Here is an 18316-nt window from a genome sequence, read left to right as displayed (position 1 = left end):
GCTCCTGGATGACTTACGGCAGAACGCCCAGCAGCTCGACGTCGAACGTCAGGGTCGCGTTCGGGCCGATCGGGCCACCCGGGGTGCCATTCTCGCCATAGGCCAGGTTGCCCGGGATCCAGAAGCGGTACTTCGAACCGACCGGCATCAGTGCGACGCCTTCAGTCCAGCCCTTGATCACCTGGTCCAGACCGAACTCGGCCGGCTGACGGCCATAGGAGCTGTCGAACACGGTGCCGTTGAGCAGCTTGCCTTCATAGTTCACGCGCACTTTGCTGCTCGGCAGCGGGCGCTCACCGCTGCCCGGGCGGATGACCTGGTACTGCAGGCCCGACGCGGTGGTCACCACGCCCGGCTGGGTCTTGTTCTTGGCCATGAACGCATTGCCTTCCTCACGGTTGGTCTGCGCGGCGGCGGCAGCCTTGGCCTGCATTTCAGCCTGCTTGCTGCCCATGAAGGCCTGGATGGTGGCGGTCGCGTCGGCTTCCGTCATCTTCGGCTGACCCTTGCTCAGGCCGGTGCTGATCGCGTCAAACAGCGAGGCGACGTCGATGTCGTCCTTCAGCTGCGCCAGCGACGGGCCTACCGAGTAGGAACCGATCATCTGCGACACCTTGACGCGGTCGACCTTCGGCGGCTCCGAACCCGGCGCCATGCCCGGCACCTGCTGGCCGCTGCGGGCCATCACGACCTGGCGCAGCGCGGCATCGGTGGCCTTGGCCTGTTCCTGGGTGATCTGCGGCTGCAGGCCTTCGAACGAACGCTCCACAGCGGTGCGCAGGGCGGCAACGTCGATCTCATCGGCGATCGGGGTGAACGACTTGGCCACGTCCAGGCCGATGGCGTAGCCGAGCTTCTGCTTGGGGGAATTCAAGGTTGCGGTCTCCTTGGCGGCTGCGGGGGCAGCCGGTTGTTGCGACAGAGCGACACCCGAAGTGCCCATCGCCAGAATCAGAACCGACGCCGCGGCGCCGCGCATTCCCATCTTCATTCGCTGCATTCCTGGAAGTGTCTGGGCGCCGACGTCGGCGCGAAAAGAAACATTGTCGCACGCATGCCGTCGATGTCGAGGCATCCGTGCCGGATATCAATGCGTGGCCGCTGCGGCCAGCGCCTTGTCGATGGCAGCCGTCAGCTGCGGATCGTCCGGCGTCACCTTGCTGGCGAACTGGGCGATGACCTTGCCGTCGCGGCCGACCAGGTACTTGTGGAAATTCCAGCCCGGCGCCACGCCGGTGGCCGCGGTCAGGCGCTGGTACAGCGGCGTAGCCTCCGCACCAACCACATGCACCTTCTCGAACATCGGGAACTTGACGCCATAGGTCAGCGTGCAGAAGTCCTGGATCTGCTTCTCGTCACCCGGTTCCTGGCCCTTGAAGTCGTTGGACGGGAAGCCCAGCACCGCGAAACCCCGGCCTGCATAGCGCTTCTGCAGCGCCTCCAGTCCTTCGTACTGCGGGGTGTAGCCGCATTTGCTGGCGGTGTTGACCACCAGCAGTACCTGGCCGTGGTAGCGCTGCTGCAGGTTGACCTGCTGCTTGCTGGCCAGCGGCCGGTAGTCCAGGTCGAGCAGATCGGCCGCCAGCGCGCTGGCGGAACCGGCGACGCCGGCCACCAGCAGGGCCAACAGGGACAGGCCGCGCAGGCGGCGCGGGGAAACGGTCGACAGGGGCATCAGGAGGGGTCCGCAGTAGCCATTCACTAGGCCCGGCCACTGCCGGCCGGGAATCGGCCGAACTATAGCACCGGGCTTCGGCGCCCCTGATGGCACAGGCCCATCCGGGCTTTGCGCGGCGTGGCGATTGCACTGCCCGGGCGCCATCGACGGCGCCGCGATGACATAGCATGGACATCACTGAATGGAAGGCTGGCCTGGATCAGCATCTGCGACAGTTTTATTTCCCTTCCAAATCAATTACATAAATTGAAGTTTCAGTCATCTGACCACCCCTGCCATCAGTTGGGGCCGGCAAGGGGTTGCACGCAGGCGTGCCGGTGTTATAGTTGCATACAACACCAGTCACCTGAGACAGGGGGAAGCCATGAACGCCCGGATCCGTCGCAACCTCACCGCACCCGCGGCCGCTGCTGTTTCGACCCTGATCGTGCTGGCCTGGTTGGCCGCGCCCAGCCTCCCCGACTCCGCTGACAGTGCGCAGGACGCGACCGCCTCTCCGGCAGGGAACGCCGATCCCTCCCCCCCCTCTCCCCCGCGTCGGCTGCACAGCTCCCTGTCCATGCCGTATTTCTCGTTCGCACAGCCGCTGACCCCACGGAGCTGAATATGAGCGACATCCAGTGGAGCGACGGCGCTCCCATCTACCGTCAGTTGAAGGAGCGCGTGATCGCCATGATGCTCGACGGAATCCTCAAGCCGGGCGACGCCCTGCCTTCGGTGCGCCAGGTGGCCGCCGACTACCAGCTCAACCCCATCACCGTTTCGCGCGCTTACCAGGAACTGGCTGACGAAGGCCTGGTCGAGAAGCGCCGCGGCCTGGGCATGTTCATGACCGAGCAGGCGGCCACGCAGCTGCGCAGCAGCGAGCGCGACCGCTTCCTCAACGAAGAATGGCCGGCGGTCCTGGAACGCATCCAGCGCCTGGGCCTGAGCCTTGATGAATTGCTGCCCCAGGGGAAAGTCTGATGAATAGCACTGCAAGCGAATCGGTCATCACCGCCCGAGGCCTGCGCAAGGCCTACAAGACCACCGTTGCCCTCGACAATGCCAGCTTCAGCATTCCGAGCGGGCGCATCGTCGGCCTGATCGGCCCCAACGGCGCCGGCAAGACCACTGCACTGAAGGCCATCCTTGGCCTGACCTCGGTGGAAGGCGACCTGAGCGTGCTCGGCCGCGACCCGCGGCTGCACCGCGACGAACTGATGAAGGACATCTGCTTCATCGCCGACGTCGCCGTGCTGCCACGCTGGCTGAAGGTCCGCGAGGCGATCGATTTCGTCGCCGGCGTCCACCCGCGCTTCGACCGCGCCCGTTGCGAACGCTTCCTGGCCAACACCAAGCTGCAGCCGAAGCAGCGCGTGCGCGAGCTGTCCAAGGGCATGATCGTGCAGCTGCACCTGGCACTGGTGATGGCCATCGATGCCCGCATCCTGGTGCTGGACGAGCCCACCCTGGGCCTGGACATCCTCTATCGCAAGGAGTTCTACCAGCGCCTGCTGGAAGACTATTTCGACGAACAGAAGACCATCATCGTCACCACCCACCAGGTGGAAGAGATCGAGCACATCCTCAGCGACGTGATGTTCATCCGTGATGGACGCATCGTGCTCGATGCGGAAATGGACGAGGTCGGCCAGCGCTACACCGAACTGCTGGTCAATGCCGACCAGCTCGAAACGGCCCGCGCGTTGAAACCGATCGACGAGCGCAGCCTGGCGTTCGGCAAGACCGTGATGCTGTTCGATGGCGTGCCGCGTGCCCAGCTCTCCACCCTCGGCGAGACCCGCATCCCGGGCCTGGCCGACCTGTTCGTCGCCATCATGAAGGGGACCTACGCATGAATGCCGTCAACCACCCCGTCAGCCCGCTGGGCACCCTGCGCTGGCTGCTCAAGCGCGAGTACTGGGAGAACCGCGGCGGTTTCCTGTATGCCCCGCTGATCGCCGGCCTGATCTCGCTGGTGATGAGCACCGTCGGCATCGCCTTCGGCCTGTTCGCGCTGAACCGTGCAGCGCGCAACGGTGCACTGCATGTCGACGGCGAAAGCGTGAACGTCAACGGCCTGGACCTGGCGCTGCTCACCCGCAACATCGACGGCAAGGATCTGGCCGATCTCGGCAATGGCCTGGACCTGACCCTGGTGCTCAGCTCGGCGTGGCCGTTCCTGGTACTGGCCTTCGTCGTGTTCTTCTACTGCCTGGGCGCCCTCTACGACGATCGCCGCGACCGCAGCATCCTGTTCTGGAAGTCGTTGCCGCTGTCGGATACCCAGACCGTGCTGTCCAAGGTGATCAGCGCACTGATCGTGGCGCCGCTGATCGCAGTGATCGCCGGCATCATCACCATGTTCGGCTTCATGCTGATCATCAGCATTGTCGCGCTGGTGCACGGTGGCAGCCCGATGGCGCTGATCTGGGGGCCGGCCAGCCCGCTGACCCTGGCCGCCGGCCACCTCGCCTGGATTCCGGTCTATGCCCTGTGGGCCCTGCCCACCGCCGGCTGGCTGCTGCTGTGCTCGGCCTGGGCCAAGAGCAAGCCGTTCCTGTGGGCGGTGATGCTGCCGCTGTTTGCCGGCGTCATCGTCAGCACCACCAAGATCATGCCGCTGGTCGGCCTGAGCACCGGCTGGTTCTGGCAGAACATCGTCGGCCGCCTGCTGCTGGGCGGCGTACCTGGCATGGACCTGCTGTATCGCCTCGGCGCCAACGAAGCGTCGCGCCGCGACCTGGACTCGGTGGTCAGCCTGATGTCCCCGGCCTCGCAGCTGAAGTCGCTGGCGATGCCGGAACTGTGGATCGGCGCCGCTGTCGGTGCAGTGTTCATCTTCCTCGCCATCCGCCTGCGCAAGCGCGCCGGCGAGATCTGATTCCATCCACCCGGAGGCACCACCCATGCGTTCCCTGCTCGCCTGTACTGCGTTGTTGCTGTTGCCGCTGTCGGCCCTGGCCGCCGATGCCCAGAACTGCAAGTTCACCGCTGCCCGCACGTTGAAGCTGGACCTGGCCGGTGCCAAGGCGGTGGTGTTCGAGGTCAACCAGCATGACCTGAAGATCACCGCCAGCGCCGGCGGCGGTCAGCTGGAAGGGCGTGCCTGCGCCTCCAGCCAGGAATGGCTGGACCAGCTGGTACTGGACCAGCGCAGGGTCGGTGACAAGCTGGTGGTCAGCCTGCGCCGCGAAGGTCGCTCGCCCAGCATCAGCATCGGCAACAGTTACGCCTGGCTGGACGTCCGCGGCAGCGTGCCGGACAACCTGCCGCTGCAGCTCAAGGTCGGCTCGGGCGATGCCAGCGTGGAGAACGCGCAGTCGCTGAGCGTGGACGTGGGTTCCGGTGATGCCGTGGCCCGCGGCACCCGTGGCAGCATCCACGCCGCGGTGGGTTCGGGCGACCTCAACATCGATGGCGGCACTTCATTGAACCTGCTGTCACTGGGCTCCGGCGATGTCAACGTGCGCAACATCAGCGGTGATGCCAGCACCGGTACCGTGGGCTCCGGTGACCTGAAGATCACCGATGTGCGTGGCAACGCGCGGCTGGACACCGTGGGCTCGGGCGATATCGAGTTCAAGCGGGTGAAAGGCAGTGTCGAGGTGGGCGTGGTCGGCTCCGGCGGCGTCGACCTGGCCGACATCGGCGGCAACGTGCACGTCCGCAGCCACGGCTCGGGCGACATCCAGGTCGACGGCGTAGGCGGCAGCCTGACCGTCGACCACAGCGGCAGCGGTGACGTCGATCATCGCAATGTCAGCGGCAAGGTCACCCTGCCGCGCAGCAAGTAATCCTCTTCCAGACACCTCCAGGGGACCACCATGAACCTGTTGCGCCTGTTGCCTGCCACCCTGCTGTGCCTGCCGCTGATCGCTTGCGGCGGCACCTCGTCCTCGTCCGACAAGACCGTCGGCAAGAGCGTCGCCGAAGCCACCAGCGGCGTCGGCCAGACTGTCAAGGAAGCCATGGACGATGCCCGCAAGGACATCGCCCAGGGCAACATCAAGATCTCCGCCGACCAGCAGCCACGCGCGGAAATCACCCCGGATGGCCGCCTGCTGATCGCGGGCAAGGAAATCACCGCCAACGACACCCAGCGCCGCCACCTGCAGGAGTACCGTGGCCACGTGGTGGCCATCGCGATGGACGGCATGGATGTCGGCCTGGCCGGCGCCAAGCTGGGAGCCAATGCGGCCGGTGAAGCACTGAAGGGCATCTTCAGCGGCGACAGCGAAGGCGTGGAGAAGCGCATCAACGCCGAAGCCGCGAAGATCGAGGCGCAGGCCAAGCGCATCTGCGAACGCCTGCCGGCGATGCTGGCCAGCCAGCAGGCCCTGGCGCGCGAGCTGCCGGCCTTCAAGCCGTACGCAACGATGGACCAGAGCGACGTGGACGACTGCGGCAAGAACAACTCGGTCACGTTCTCGAAGTGAGACAAATCAGCGCACCCGGCCGGTCGTGGTGTTCCACGGCCGGCCGCGTCGCACTGGCCGGCTTACAATGGTGGCCCCGGATGCCCCCGAACCGAATGCCATGAAGAAGTTGTTCCTGCTGCTGGTCGCCCTGCTCTGCCTGGGCCTGGCCGGCTGTGACAAGGATTACCGCAACCATCGCGCCGAGCGCGGCAAGCCCAAGATTTCCGTCAGCGACGGCATGGTCACCGTGCGCCGCCCGCCGGCACCGAACATCATCATCCTCGGCGATGGCACGATGAAGGTGGACGAGATCCAGATTCCGCTGGACGACGGACAGAAGCAGATGCTGCAGACGATGTTCGGCAAGCTGCAGGTACTGCGCCAGAACACCCTGGTGGCCGCGCCGGCCGATCCCAACATGCAGCCGGTGAAGATCCAGCCGCCGGAAGGCATGGAGGTGATTCCGGCGGACCTGGTCCAGCGCATCCCGGAGTTCAAGGATTACACCGACACCTTCGGCAACATCGTCGCCGACCGTCGCTGAAAAAAAACGCCGCCCAAAGGGCGGCGTTTCTGCTTTCTGTAGAGTCGAGCCATGCTCGACTCCGGAACAACAGTCGAGCATGGCTCGACTCTACAACCGGCCGATCAACCGCCGGCGCCGCCGCCACCGGCCTGGATGCCACCGGCAGTCAGCGCGGTGGGGTCCAGCAGGCGGCGCAGCTCGGCTTCTTCCAGGCCACTGTCCTCCAGCGCCACATCCAGCACCGGGCGCTGTTCCTTGTACGCACGCTTGGCGATCGCAGCTGCCTTCTCGTAACCGATGATCGGGTTAAGTGCAGTGACCAGGATCGGGTTGCGCGCCAGCGCTTCGGCAACGCGGTCCTCGCGCACCTTCAGCCCGGCGATCGCACTGTCGGCCAGCAGGGTGGACACGTTGGCCAGCAGGCCGATGCCATCAAGCAGGTTCACCGCGATCAGCGGCAGGGTGACGTTGAGCTGGAAGTTGCCGGTCTGGCCGGCCACGGTGATCGCGGTGTGGTGGCCGATCACCTGCGCGCAGGCCATCACGGTGGCTTCCGGAATCACCGGATTGACCTTGCCCGGCATGATCGAGCTGCCCGGCTGCAGTGCCGGCAGTTCGATCTCGCCCAGCCCGGCCAGCGGACCGGCATTCATCCAGCGAAGATCATTCGCGATCTTGATCAGCGCCACCGCCAGTGCATTGAGCTGGCCGGACAGTTCGACCGCATCATCCTGCGCGGCCAGGCCTTCGAACTTGTTCTCGGCGCTGTCGAACTTGAAACCGGTCTGCTGCTTCAGCGCCTTGGCTACCTGTGCGCCGAAACGCGGATCGGCGTTGATGCCGGTACCGATCGCGGTGCCGCCCAGCGGCAGCCGGCGCACGCGCTTGAGGCTGTCTTCGATGCGCTCCTGCGCCGAGGCCAGCTGCGCCGACCATGCGCCGAATTCCTGCTCGAAGGTGAGCGGCATTGCGTCCATCAGGTGGGTACGGCCGGTCTTGACCACCTTGCGCAGGCTGCGGCCCTTCTTGTCCAGGGTCTTGCGCAGGTGCACCAGCGCCGGCAGCAGCTGCTCATGCGCGGCCAGTACCGCCGACACGCGCAGCGCAGTCGGAATCACGTCGTTGGAGCTCTGGCCCTGGTTGACGTGGTCATTGGGGTGCACCGCGGTCTTGCCGGCCTTGCCAGCACGATTGGCCAGGGTGGCGATGACCTCGTTGGCATTCATGTTCGAGGAGGTGCCCGAACCGGTCTGGTAGACGTCGATCGGGAACTGCGCGTCCCAGTTGCCGGCGGCCACTTCGGCAGCAGCGGTCTGGATGGCCTTGGCCACATTCTTCGGCAGGTGGCCCAGCTCGGCGTTGACGCCGGCGGCGGCGCCCTTGACCAGGCCCAGGGCGCGGATGAAACCGCGCGGCATGCGCTGGCCCGACACCGGGAAATTCTGCACGGCGCGCTGGGTCTGGGCGCCCCACAGGGCGTCCGCAGGTACCTGCAGCTCGCCCATGCTGTCGTGTTCGATTCTGAAACCCTTGCTTGCAGCTTTGCTCATTGCATCAACTCCGCACTACTTCAGTTGGGGAAAGGGAAGCGGCGGCTGGCAGGGTGTCGCTTCCCGGGCTGGCGGCTGCGCCCACGATACTCCCTTGCCGATAGCGTGGGATGACGAGGACGGGCCAGATCGTTCCGTCTGCACGGCCGATCTGCACGCGCAAGGGGTAGTGCCGGCCGCTGGCCGGAAATCCATGGAGTCGTGGGCCGGGCGTGGTTGCCGGCCAGCGGCCGGCACTACCTCACCGGCACGTCGTAGAATATGGCCCCCGCCGCTCGCCCCAGCCCTGCCGACATGTCCGATTCCGCCCTGCTCGCCCTGTCCCCGCTCGATGGCCGCTATGCCGGCAAGGTTGACGCCCTGCGCCCGATCTTCTCCGAGTACGGCCTGATCAAGGCCCGCATCACGGTCGAAGTGGAGTGGCTGCTGGCCCTGGCCGCCGAACCGGGCATCGTCGAGCTGGCCCCGTTCTCCGACGCGGCCGTCGCCCGCCTGCGCGCCCTGGCCGCCAGTTTCAGCCCGGCCCAGGCCGCGCGCGTGAAGGAGATCGAGCGCACCACCAACCATGACGTCAAGGCGGTGGAGTACTTCATCAAGGAACAGCTGAAGGACGACGCCGAGCTGGCCCCGGCGCTGGAATTCGTGCATTTCGCCTGCACCAGCGAAGACATCAACAACCTCAGCTACGGCCTGATGCTGGAACAGGCGCGCCGCGAGGTGCTGCTGCCGACCCTGGACGGCATTGCCAGCACCCTGCGCAGCCTGGCCCACGCCCAGGCCGGCCAGCCGATGCTGTCGCGCACCCACGGCCAGACCGCCTCGCCGACCACCCTGGGCAAGGAGCTGGCCAACGTGGTCGCCCGCCTGGAGCGCCAGCGCAGGCAGATTGCCGCGGTCGAACTGACCGGCAAGATCAACGGCGCAGTGGGCAACTACAACGCCCACATCGCCAGCTACCCGGACGTGGACTGGCCGGCCTTCGCCGAGCGCTTCGTGACCGGCCTGGGCCTGGTGTTCAACCCGTACACCACGCAGATCGAGCCGCACGACAACATCGCCGAGATCGGCGATGCCGCACGCCGCGCCAACATCATCCTGATCGACCTGGCCCGTGACATCTGGGGCTACGTTTCGCTGGGCTACTTCAAGCAGCGCCTGAAGGAAGGCGAAGTCGGCTCGTCGACGATGCCGCACAAGGTCAATCCGATCGACTTCGAGAATGCGGAAGGCAACTTCGGCATTGCCAATGCGCTGTTCGAGCACTTCAGCGCGAAGCTGCCGATCAGCCGCTGGCAGCGTGACCTGACCGACTCCACCGTGCTGCGTGCACTGGGCACCGCGTTCGGCCACAGCCAGGTGGCGCTGGATTCGCTGGCCAAGGGCCTGGGCAAGCTGGAAGTGAACCCGCAGCGCCTGGACGCCGATCTGGACGCGGCCTGGGAAGTGCTGGCCGAAGCCGTGCAGACGGTGATGCGCCGCCACGGCCTGCCGAACCCGTACGAGCAGCTGAAGGCGCTGACCCGTGGCCAGGGCATCACCGCCGAGTCGATGCGCGCGTTCGTGCAGGGGCTGGAGCTGCCGGCGGATGCGAAGCAGCGCCTGCTGGAGATGACCCCGGGCAGCTACACCGGTCTGGCCGAGTCGCTGGCGAAGAAGATCTAAGGGGTTTCCTTTGCGGCGGCGGCCGCGGGCGCTGCCTGCGGCAGGCAACTGCAACAGCAACATCAACGTCAAGAGCGGCTCTGGGTTTTTGCCGTGCTTGGCGGGGCGGGTTGGATTCGCGGGACACGCCGTGAACCCGTCCTTGGGGGCTCGATGGCGCCATCCATGGCGCCAACGGTCCCGCGAACCCAACCCGCCCCACCTCTGACAGATTCCCGGTGACGGATCGAAGAGCATTGGGTTGTCGGGACGGAATTTGAAAGAGGGACGCGGCTTCGCCGCGTCCCTCTTTTGTTTTGGCATGAGCAAGCGCAGCGCGCGACCCGCCGTTGCCTTTGATCTTCTTCTTCCATTCCGTGGCGGGCCGCGCAGGAAACTGTCAGGGGCCGGGCGGGTGGGCCATGCAGGGGCGTTGGCGCCATGGATGGCGCCATCGAGCTTACAAGGACGTACTTGCAGTGCGGTGGTCAAGTTCTTCTGGACACTCCCAAAGGGAGTTCAGGCCACCTGCACTTCACGGAGCGCAGGTGGCACAAGGCCGTTGGCACTGTGCAGCCGACGGTGGTTGTACCAGTTCACAAATTGTTCGATGTCTGCTGCAGCCTCCTGTCGAGTGGGGTATTTGGAGTAAAGCCATTCCCCTTTGAGGGTGGCGAAAACCCGTTCCACTACCGCGTTGTCCCAGCAGTTGCCCTTTCTGCTCATGCTTTGGGTGATGCCGTTGTCACGCAGGATCTGGGCCATGGCGTGGCTGGTGTACTGCCGACCTTGATCGGAGTGGAAAAGCAGTCGTCCGTTGGGATGACGTTGATTCAGCGCTCCGCGCAGGGCTCTGACGGCCAGCCAGGCATTCCCTTCGTGGGAATGGGCCCAGCCCACGATCCGGCGGGCAAACAGGTCCACCACAACGGCCAGATAAAGCCAGCCCTGCTGAGTCGGGATGTAGGTGATATCCCCGGCCCAGACCTGGTTGGGTGCCTCCGGATTGAATTGACGTTCCAGCACGTTGGGTGCCGTCAGCGCCTGGGGTCCCAGGCTGTGGTACTTGTGCCGCCGGTGCTGTCGCGCCTTGACGCCGGCCCGGCGCATCAGCGTCCGGGCGCGATAGCGACCCACCGGCAGGCCGCGATTGGTCAGCTCCCTGGCCATCTTGCGAGAGCCACAGCTCCCCCGATGGAATTTATGAATGCGACGAACCAGATCAACCTGGGCCAGCAGCTCGCGGTCGATGCGGGGCTCCCGATGCAGCCAGGCGTAGTAGCTGCTACGGGGATAGTCCATCAACTGGCACACCAACCGGATCGGAGCGGCCTTCCCCAATTCCTGGATCACTTGTTCCGGTGATCGCTGTCTCGAATGAAGAAGGCGATGGATTTTTTTAGCAGGTCGCGTTCCTCCTTGAGCCTACGATTCTGGGCCTCCAGCTCAGCGATTCTGACCTGCGCATCTACTGGCGGCGCCTCAGCCAGCGGGTCATGTTTTCGACGCCATTGCTCGATCCAGCGCCTCAGCGCTGTTGGGCCTACATCCAGCAGCTGGCAGACGTCTCTGACTGTCTGCCCCTCTACAACGACAAGGCGAACCGCCTCATCCCTCATGCCCTGAGTGATCTGTTTTGCCATGGGTCTACCTCGATGCTTGAGATTGATCCTATCGAGTGTCCAAGTTGATTAGACCACCGCACAGCGTCCCCTGCATGGCCCACCCGCCCGGCCAAGCGCGGCTTTTGATTCTGAACCACCCCGCCACGAGGGGCTCCGCCGTTGGCCGGACACCCCGCGACAAACCCGCGCACGTGCGCAATGCCCACGAACGGCGGACAATGGAGATCTCAGGCGGCCCGCCGTGCCGCCCCTCCCGCTTTCCGCTGCAAGGATTCCCCCATGGCCGCCCGCAAGTCCTCCGCCCCCCTGATCGAAGTCACCGCCCGCCCCGGCCAGCCGCTGGGCATGGCGCCGGCCACCTTCCTGCGCGACTTCTGGCAGAAGCGCCCGCTGCTGATTCGCAATGCCTTCCCGGACTTCCAGACCCCGGTGCAGCCGGAAGACCTGGCCGGGCTGGCCTGCGAGGAAGGCGTGCTGGCACGCCTGATCGAGCACGACAAGACCCAGGACGGCTGGCGCGTGCGCACCGGCCCGTTCCAGGAAGACGTGTTCCCCGCCCTGCCCGACCACGACTGGACCCTGCTGGTGCAGGACGTGGACAAGTGGGACCCGGACGTGCGCGCCCTGATCGAGCACTTCCGCTTCCTGCCGCGCTGGCGCATGGATGACGTGATGATCAGCTTCGCCGCCACCGGCGGCTCGGTCGGCGCCCACGTCGACCAGTACGACGTGTTCCTGCTGCAGGCCCATGGCCACCGCCGCTGGCAGATCGATGCCAGCGAATCGATCAAGGGCAAGCAGCCGCCGCTGGGCTTCCGCCCGGACGTGGAGCTGAAGCTGCTGAAGGTGTTCAAGCCGACCCACGACTGGGTGCTGGCGCCGGGTGACATGCTGTACCTGCCGCCGAACGTGCCGCACCACGGCGTGGCCGAAGACCCGTGCCTGACCTTCTCGTTCGGCATGCGTGCGCCGTCCTCGGCCGAGCTGATCAGTGACTACCTGGACACCCTGATCGCGGATGCCGACGAGAACATCCGCTACCAGGACGCCGACCTGAAGGTGCCGGCCGATCCGAACGAAATCGACACAGTGGCGATGGCACGTGTGATCACCGCCCTCAACGCCATCCGCATGAACGACCCGGACAAGCTGGGTGACTGGTTTGGTCGCTTCATCACCACCTACCGCGCCGCCGGCGAAGTGATGGCCCACCAGGCCGCACCGGCACAGGAAGAAGTGGTCCAGGCCCTGGCCTCGGGCCTGCTGCTGCAGCGCCACCCCTGGGCCCGCCTGGCCTGGCGCCGGGCCAAGCGCGGCGCCAGCCTGTACGTCAGCGGCCAGGACTTCGCGCTGCCGGTGAAGGACGCGCAGCGCCTGGCTGGCGCCGAACAGCTGGACGCCGCCGCCTATCGCGGCCTGTCCGACAAGGGCCGTGCCGTGGTCCAGCAGCTGCTGGTCGGCGGCGTGTTCCAGCTGATCGACCCGAACGAGATCTATGACGCCGAAGACGAGGACGACGGCGAGGATGCCGTGGTGCTCGGCGAGGTCGTCGAAGGCCGCGACCGCGTGGATGCGATCGACGCCGACGCGGTGTCCGACGATGTCCACTCCGTGACCGTACACGACGACGGCATCGAGGTCATCGTCAACTTCGAGGACGACGAGGAAGACGACAGCGGTGCTGGCCGCGCCTGAGTCGCCACCATGATCCGGGTCCAGCAGGTCAGCCACGCCGATGCCCACGTTGCCATCCACGAGGTGCGCCAACGCGTGTTCGTGCAGGAACAGGGCATCGCCGCCGAGCTGGAACGCGATGCGCTGGACCCGGTCAGTGCCCATGTGCTGGCGCTGGACACTGACAATCAGCCGGTCGGCACCGGCCGGCTGGCCCCGGATGGCCGCATCGGCCGCATGGCGGTGCTGGCCAACCATCGCAGCCACGGGGTCGGCGAGGCCCTGCTGGAAGCACTGGTGGAGGCCGGGCGCCGGCTCGGCCTGGCCGAGCTGCATCTGCACGCCCAGCTGCCCGCCCGTGACTTCTATGCCCGCCAGGGTTTCCTGCCCGAAGGCGAGGTGTTCGAGGAGGCCGGCATCGGCCACCAGCAGATGCGCCGCCGGCTGGGCGCGGCCAGCGCCATCGACAGCCGCGCCGAGGCGGTGGCCATCACCACGGCCATCATCCACCGCGCCCGTCGCCAGCTGTGGCTGCACAGCCGCCAGCTGGACCCCGGGCTGCTCGACGCGCCCCCGGTACAGACCGCCCTGCGGCGCTTCGTCACCGCCCGCCACGACAAGCAGCTGCGGGTGATCGTGCACGACGCCGCCGCGATCGCCTCTGCCGGGGCACCGCTGCTGGCGCTGGCCCAGCGCCTGCCCAGCGTGATCCAGTTCCGCGAGGTCAGCGATCCGGTCGACCGTGCGCTGGCCTCGGCCTGCCTGCTCAACGATGCGGGCGACTTCTACTTTCGTCTGATCGGGCATCGGCTCGACGGTGAGGCCGGGATCGCGCTGCCGGCACGTTCGCAGCCGTTCGAGCAGCAATTGCAGCGCGTCTGGGACCGTTCGCGTGATTGCAGCGAACTGCGCGCGCTCGGCATCTGAGCGGAGCTGGCTGACTCAACCTGTCTGGAAGCGGCACCGGGGGACGCGCGATACCTCCGGTTGTGCCCCTTCGTGTCCGGTTGGGGGTACAATTTGGCTGTTTGAACGCGCCCGCGCAGGGCTATTCATCTTCCTGCCGGGTCCTTCTGAAGCCATACCCCACAAAGCGAATCAACACCCTCCATCGTGGACAATCAACTGAAGCAGTTTGCGCAATCTTCGCAACTCGCCGGCGGCAACGCCTCCTATGTCGAGGACCTGTACGAGCAGTACCTGGTCTCCCCGGATAGTGTCGATCCCAAATGGAAAACCTACTTCGACGGCTTCAAGGGCCGCGAAGCAGGTGACATTCCGCACTCGGCCGTCATCTCCCACATTGCGGACGCGGCCAAGGATGCGCTGAAGGCCGGTACCGGCAACGGTGCAGGCGACGAGCGCGAGCGCAATGTCGGTCGTCTGATCACTGCCTACCGTTCGCGCGGCCACCTGGACGCCCGCCTCGATCCGCTGGGCCTGGCCGCACCGGTCAACACCCCGGACCTGGGCCTGCCGTTCCACAGCCTGTCCGATGGCGACCTCAACAGCGAGTTCAGCACCGGCGGCGTCGGTGGCCAGCCGCGCATGAAGCTGCGCGACCTGCTGGCACGCCTGAAGGCGACCTACACCGGCTCGATCGGTGCGGAGTTCATGCACATCTCCGAGGTCGAGCAGCGCCAGTGGATCTACAAGAAGCTGGAACTGGCCGGTGGCAACTACCAGCTGGACGCTGACACCCAGCGCCGCACGCTGGAGCGTCTGACCGCGGCTGAGGGCCTGGAGCGCTACCTGCATACCAAGTACGTCGGCCAGAAGCGCTTCTCGCTGGAAGGCGGCGACTCGCTGATCCCGATGATGGACACCATCATCCGCAGCGCCGGCAAGGATGGCGTCAAGGACGTGGTGATCGGCATGGCCCACCGCGGCCGCCTGAACGTGCTGGTCAACACCCTGGGCAAGAACCCGCGCAAGCTGTTCGACGAATTCGAAGGCAAGTTCGAGCACGACGAGCACGCCTCGGCCGGTGACGTGAAGTACCACATGGGCTTCTCCGCCGACGTCGCTACCGACGGCGGCCCGGTGCACCTGGCGCTGGCGTTCAACCCGTCGCACCTGGAAATCGCCGACCCGGTCGTGGCCGGTTCCGTGCGTTCGCGCCAGGAGCGCCGCAAGGACACCGCGCGCAAGCAGGTCATGCCGATCCTGATCCACGGCGACGCGGCCTTCTCCGGCCAGGGCGTGGTCATGGAACTGTTCCAGATGTCGCAGGCCCGCGGCTTCGCCGTCGGCGGCACCGTGCACATCGTGGTCAACAACCAGGTCGGCTTCACCACCTCCAACCCGCTGGATACGCGTTCCACGCGCTATGCCACCGACGTGGCGAAGATGATCGCCGCCCCGGTGCTGCACGTGAACGGCGATGATCCGGAAGCCGTTGTGTTCGCCGCACAGCTGGCCTTCGAATTCCGCCAGAAGTTCGCCAAGGACGTGGTCATCGACCTGATGTGCTACCGCCGCTGGGGCCACAACGAGGCCGACGAGCCGGCGATCACCCAGCCGCTGATGTACCAGGTGATCCGCAAGCACGCCACCACCCGCGAGATGTACGCCGAGCAGCTGGAAAAGGCGGGCGTGATCGCCGCCGGTGCCGGCAAGGCGATGGTCGATGCCTACCGCGAGAAGCTGGACGCCGGTGAAGTGACCACCGAGCTGGCCAAGGTCGAGAAGACCCCGCCGACCAGCCCGCTGTTCGTCGATTGGCCGAAGCTGCTGGAAGGCAAGCTGTCCGACCCGATCTCGACCAAGGTCGAGAAGAACAAGCTGGTCGAGCTGGCCAAGCTGATCAACACCATTCCGGACGAAGTGCAGCTGCACTCGCGCGTGGCCAAGGTCTACGACGACCGCCGCAAGATGGCCGCCGGCGAGATCCCGGGCGACTGGGGCTTTGCCGAGAACCTGGCCTACGCCACCCTGCTCGACGAAGGCAGTGCCCTGCGCCTGGTCGGCCAGGACGTGGGCCGCGGTACGTTCACGCACCGCCACGCGATCCTGCATGACCAGAAGACCGACAACTACTACATGCCGCTGCGGCAGCTGGTGGATTCGCCGGAGAAGGCCACCGTCATCGATTCGCTGCTGAGCGAAGAAGCGGTGATGGCCTACGAGTACGGCTTCTCCACCACCGATCCGAACACGCTGTGCATCTGGGAAGGCCAGTTCGGCGACTTCGCCAACGGTGCCCAGGTCGTCATCGACCAGTTCATCGCCGCCGGTGAGGCCAAGTGGGGCCGCATCTCCGGCCTGACCCTGCTGCTGCCGCATGGCTATGAAGGTCAGGGCCCGGAACACAGCTCGGCGCGCCTGGAGCGCTTCCTGCAGCTGTGCGCGCTGGAGAACATGCTGGTGGTGGTGCCGTCGACCCCGGCGCAGGCCTTCCACATGCTGCGTCGCCAGCAGCACCTGACCACCCGCAAGCCGCTGGTGGTGATGTCGCCGAAGTCGCTGCTGCGCCACAAGCTGGCCGTGTCGACCCTGGACGAACTGGCCAACGGCGAGTTCCAGCACCTGATCGGCGACGCCAACGCGGACGCCAAGAAGGTCAAGCGCGTGGTGCTGTGCTCGGGCAAGGTCTACTACGACCTGCTGGAAGACCAGACCAAGCGTGGCCAGGACGACGTGGCGATCATCCGCGTGGAGCAGCTGTACCCGTTCCCGCGTGCGCTGCTGGCTGCCGAACTGAAGAAGTACGGCAAGGCCACCGATGTGGTGTGGACGCAGGAAGAACCGCAGAACCAGGGTGCGTGGTACCAGATCCGCCACCACCTGCAGTTCTGCCTGGCCGATGGCCAGAGCCTGCACTACGCCGGTCGCGCACGTTCGGCTTCGCCGGCTGCCGGTCACATGGCTGACCACGTCCGCGAACAGCAGCAGCTGGTCGCCGACGCACTGGTCAACCCGTTCAACGACACGTTCGCTGAATAATCCTCCCCCTATTTAGAAGACAAACCAGGAAGCTCCCGCAATGGCCACCGAAGTCAAAGCCCCGGTACTGCCCGAATCCGTCGCCGACGGCACCATCGCCACCTGGCACAAGAAGGTGGGCGACGCCGTCAAGCGCGACGAAAACCTGCTTGACCTGGAAACCGACAAGGTCGTCCTGGAAGTGCCGTCGCCGGTCGACGGCGTGCTCAAGGAAATCAAGTTCGCCGAAGGCTCGACCGTGACCTCCAGCCAGGTCGTGGCGATCATCGAGGAAGGCGCCGTGGCTGCTGCCCCGGCCCCGGCCGCTGAAGCCGCTCCGGCTGCTGCCGCTGCCCCGGCCGCCGCTGCGCCGGCCGCTGCCGCCGCTCCGGCCCCGGCTGCCAAGTCGGCCGCCGACGCGCTGCCGCCGGGCGCCCGCTTCACTGCCATCACCGAAGGCGTGAACCCGGCCGACGTCGACGGCACCGGCCGTCGCGGCGCGGTGACCAAGGAAGACATCGTCAACTTCGCCCGCAACGGCGGCGCCGGCAAGGCCGGTGGCGCACGTCCGGAAGAGCGCGTGCCGATGACCCGCATCCGCAAGCGCATCGCCGAGCGCCTGATGGAGTCGAAGAACTCCACCGCCATGCTGACCACCTTCAACGAAGTCGACCTGTCCAAGGTCTCGGCTGCGCGCAAGGAACTGCAGGACGAGTTCGTCAAGGCACACGGCATCAAGCTGGGCTTCATGAGCTTCTTCGTGAAGGCCGCTGCCAATGCCCTGCAGCGCTTCCCGCTGGTCAACGCCTCGATCGACGGCGACGACATCATCTACCACGGCTACTCGGACATCTCGATCGCCGTGTCGACCGAGAAGGGCCTGGTCACGCCGGTGCTGCGCAACGTCGAGCGCATGTCGTTCGCCGACATCGAGAAGACCATCGCCGACTACGCCAAGAAGGCCCGTGACGGCAAGCTGAGCCTGGAAGAACTGCAGGGTGGCACCTTCACCGTGACCAACGGCGGCACCTTCGGTTCGCTGCTGTCGACCCCGATCATCAACCCGCCGCAGAGCGCCATCCTGGGCATGCATGCCATCAAGGAGCGTCCGATCGCGCAGAACGGCCAGGTCGTGATCGCGCCGATGATGTACCTGGCGCTGTCGTACGACCACCGCATCATTGATGGCAAGGACTCGGTGCAGTTCCTGGTGGACATCAAGAACCAGCTGGAAAACCCGGGCCGCATGCTGTTCGGCCTGTAAGAAACCTCCCGCCCCTCCGCGCCTGCGCGGA

16 protein-coding genes are annotated in these 18316 nt (G+C 66.0%); 11 read left to right on the top strand and 5 right to left on the bottom strand.

Annotated elements, in window-relative coordinates; genetic code table 11:
- Window positions 1–13 precede the first annotated feature (13 nt).
- Together VPH47_RS07210 and VPH47_RS07205 are read right to left on the bottom strand one after the other, a co-directional pair.
- Entirely contained in the window at window positions 14–991 is a 978-nt protein-coding gene (locus VPH47_RS07210; RefSeq protein WP_110712828.1) for an FKBP-type peptidyl-prolyl cis-trans isomerase, read from the bottom strand.
- A 96-nt stretch (window positions 992–1087) separates the two neighbouring features.
- Window positions 1088–1675: a glutathione peroxidase gene (locus VPH47_RS07205; protein ID WP_110712829.1), complete on the bottom strand. Its 588-nt coding sequence runs from the start codon at window positions 1673–1675 to the stop codon at window positions 1088–1090.
- Window positions 1676–2284: 609 nt separating this feature from the next.
- Between VPH47_RS07205 and VPH47_RS07200 the strand changes: the two genes are divergently transcribed.
- From VPH47_RS07200 to VPH47_RS07175, 6 genes are all read left to right on the top strand, one after another.
- On the top strand, window positions 2285–2644 hold the full coding sequence (locus VPH47_RS07200; protein WP_006453095.1) for a GntR family transcriptional regulator: 360 nt from the start codon (window positions 2285–2287) through the stop codon (window positions 2642–2644).
- Window positions 2644–3519 (top strand): ABC transporter ATP-binding protein, encoded by an 876-nt coding sequence (locus VPH47_RS07195; protein ID WP_110712831.1) that lies wholly within the window; start codon window positions 2644–2646, stop codon window positions 3517–3519. The genes VPH47_RS07200 and VPH47_RS07195 overlap by 1 nt, the downstream gene beginning before the upstream one ends.
- Window positions 3516–4544, top strand: coding sequence for an ABC-2 transporter permease (locus VPH47_RS07190; protein ID WP_110712832.1), 1029 nt, complete (start codon window positions 3516–3518; stop codon window positions 4542–4544). Before VPH47_RS07195 ends, VPH47_RS07190 begins: the two co-directional genes overlap by 4 nt.
- A 25-nt stretch (window positions 4545–4569) precedes the next feature.
- A complete protein-coding gene (locus VPH47_RS07185) occupies window positions 4570–5457 on the top strand; it encodes a DUF4097 family beta strand repeat-containing protein (protein ID WP_110712833.1) in 888 nt (295 codons plus the stop codon).
- Window positions 5458–5487: 30 nt separating this feature from the next.
- A complete protein-coding gene (locus tag VPH47_RS07180; protein WP_153855980.1) occupies window positions 5488–6099 on the top strand; it encodes a hypothetical protein in 612 nt (203 codons plus the stop codon).
- 100 nt (window positions 6100–6199) lie between these two features.
- On the top strand, window positions 6200–6625 hold the full coding sequence (locus VPH47_RS07175; protein WP_368850396.1) for a hypothetical protein: 426 nt from the start codon (window positions 6200–6202) through the stop codon (window positions 6623–6625).
- A gap of 104 nt (window positions 6626–6729) precedes the next feature.
- Here the strand turns inward: VPH47_RS07175 and VPH47_RS07170 are convergent, their stop codons facing one another.
- Complete coding sequence (locus VPH47_RS07170; protein WP_368850395.1) at window positions 6730–8157, bottom strand: class II fumarate hydratase; 1428 nt, start codon at window positions 8155–8157, stop codon at window positions 6730–6732.
- 294 nt (window positions 8158–8451) lie between these two features.
- On the opposite strand from VPH47_RS07170, the gene purB reads away from it, so the two are divergent.
- The gene (purB, locus tag VPH47_RS07165; RefSeq protein WP_153855977.1) at window positions 8452–9819 is read left to right on the top strand and encodes an adenylosuccinate lyase; all 1368 of its coding nucleotides are present in this window, start codon (window positions 8452–8454) and stop codon (window positions 9817–9819) included.
- Window positions 9820–10317: 498 nt separating this feature from the next.
- Here purB and VPH47_RS07160 read toward each other — a convergent pair whose 3' ends face one another.
- Both VPH47_RS07160 and VPH47_RS07155 read right to left on the bottom strand, forming a co-directional pair.
- Entirely contained in the window at window positions 10318–11151 is an 834-nt protein-coding gene (locus VPH47_RS07160; RefSeq protein WP_368850394.1) for an IS3 family transposase, read from the bottom strand.
- Entirely contained in the window at window positions 11148–11441 is a 294-nt protein-coding gene (locus VPH47_RS07155) for a transposase (RefSeq protein ID WP_197612727.1), read from the bottom strand. The genes VPH47_RS07160 and VPH47_RS07155 overlap by 4 nt, the downstream gene beginning before the upstream one ends.
- A 261-nt stretch (window positions 11442–11702) precedes the next feature.
- Here VPH47_RS07155 and VPH47_RS07150 point away from each other — a divergent pair, with 261 nt between their 5' ends.
- The 4 genes from VPH47_RS07150 (at window position 11703) to sucB (ending at window position 18285) form a co-directional block, all read left to right on the top strand.
- On the top strand, window positions 11703–13118 hold the full coding sequence (locus VPH47_RS07150; protein ID WP_153855976.1) for a cupin domain-containing protein: 1416 nt from the start codon (window positions 11703–11705) through the stop codon (window positions 13116–13118).
- Between the two features lie 9 nt (window positions 13119–13127).
- Window positions 13128–14024 carry a GNAT family N-acetyltransferase gene (locus VPH47_RS07145; protein ID WP_110712838.1) on the top strand — a complete coding sequence of 299 codons (897 nt, stop codon included), beginning with the start codon at window positions 13128–13130 and terminating at the stop codon, window positions 14022–14024.
- 186 nt (window positions 14025–14210) lie between these two features.
- Window positions 14211–17042, top strand: a complete 2832-nt coding sequence (locus VPH47_RS07140) for a 2-oxoglutarate dehydrogenase E1 component (protein WP_368850393.1) — start codon at window positions 14211–14213, stop codon at window positions 17040–17042.
- Between the two features lie 40 nt (window positions 17043–17082).
- A complete protein-coding gene (sucB, locus tag VPH47_RS07135; protein WP_014037775.1) occupies window positions 17083–18285 on the top strand; it encodes a dihydrolipoyllysine-residue succinyltransferase in 1203 nt (400 codons plus the stop codon).
- Window positions 18286–18316: the final 31 nt, after the last annotated feature.

The sequence above is a fragment of the Stenotrophomonas sp. WED208 genome (genome assembly GCF_040984485.1).
Lineage (GTDB): Bacteria > Pseudomonadota > Gammaproteobacteria > Xanthomonadales > Xanthomonadaceae > Stenotrophomonas > Stenotrophomonas riyadhensis.
The sequence above is the reverse complement of the archived record's forward strand: the minus strand, read 5'-3'. Positions and strand labels throughout refer to the sequence as shown.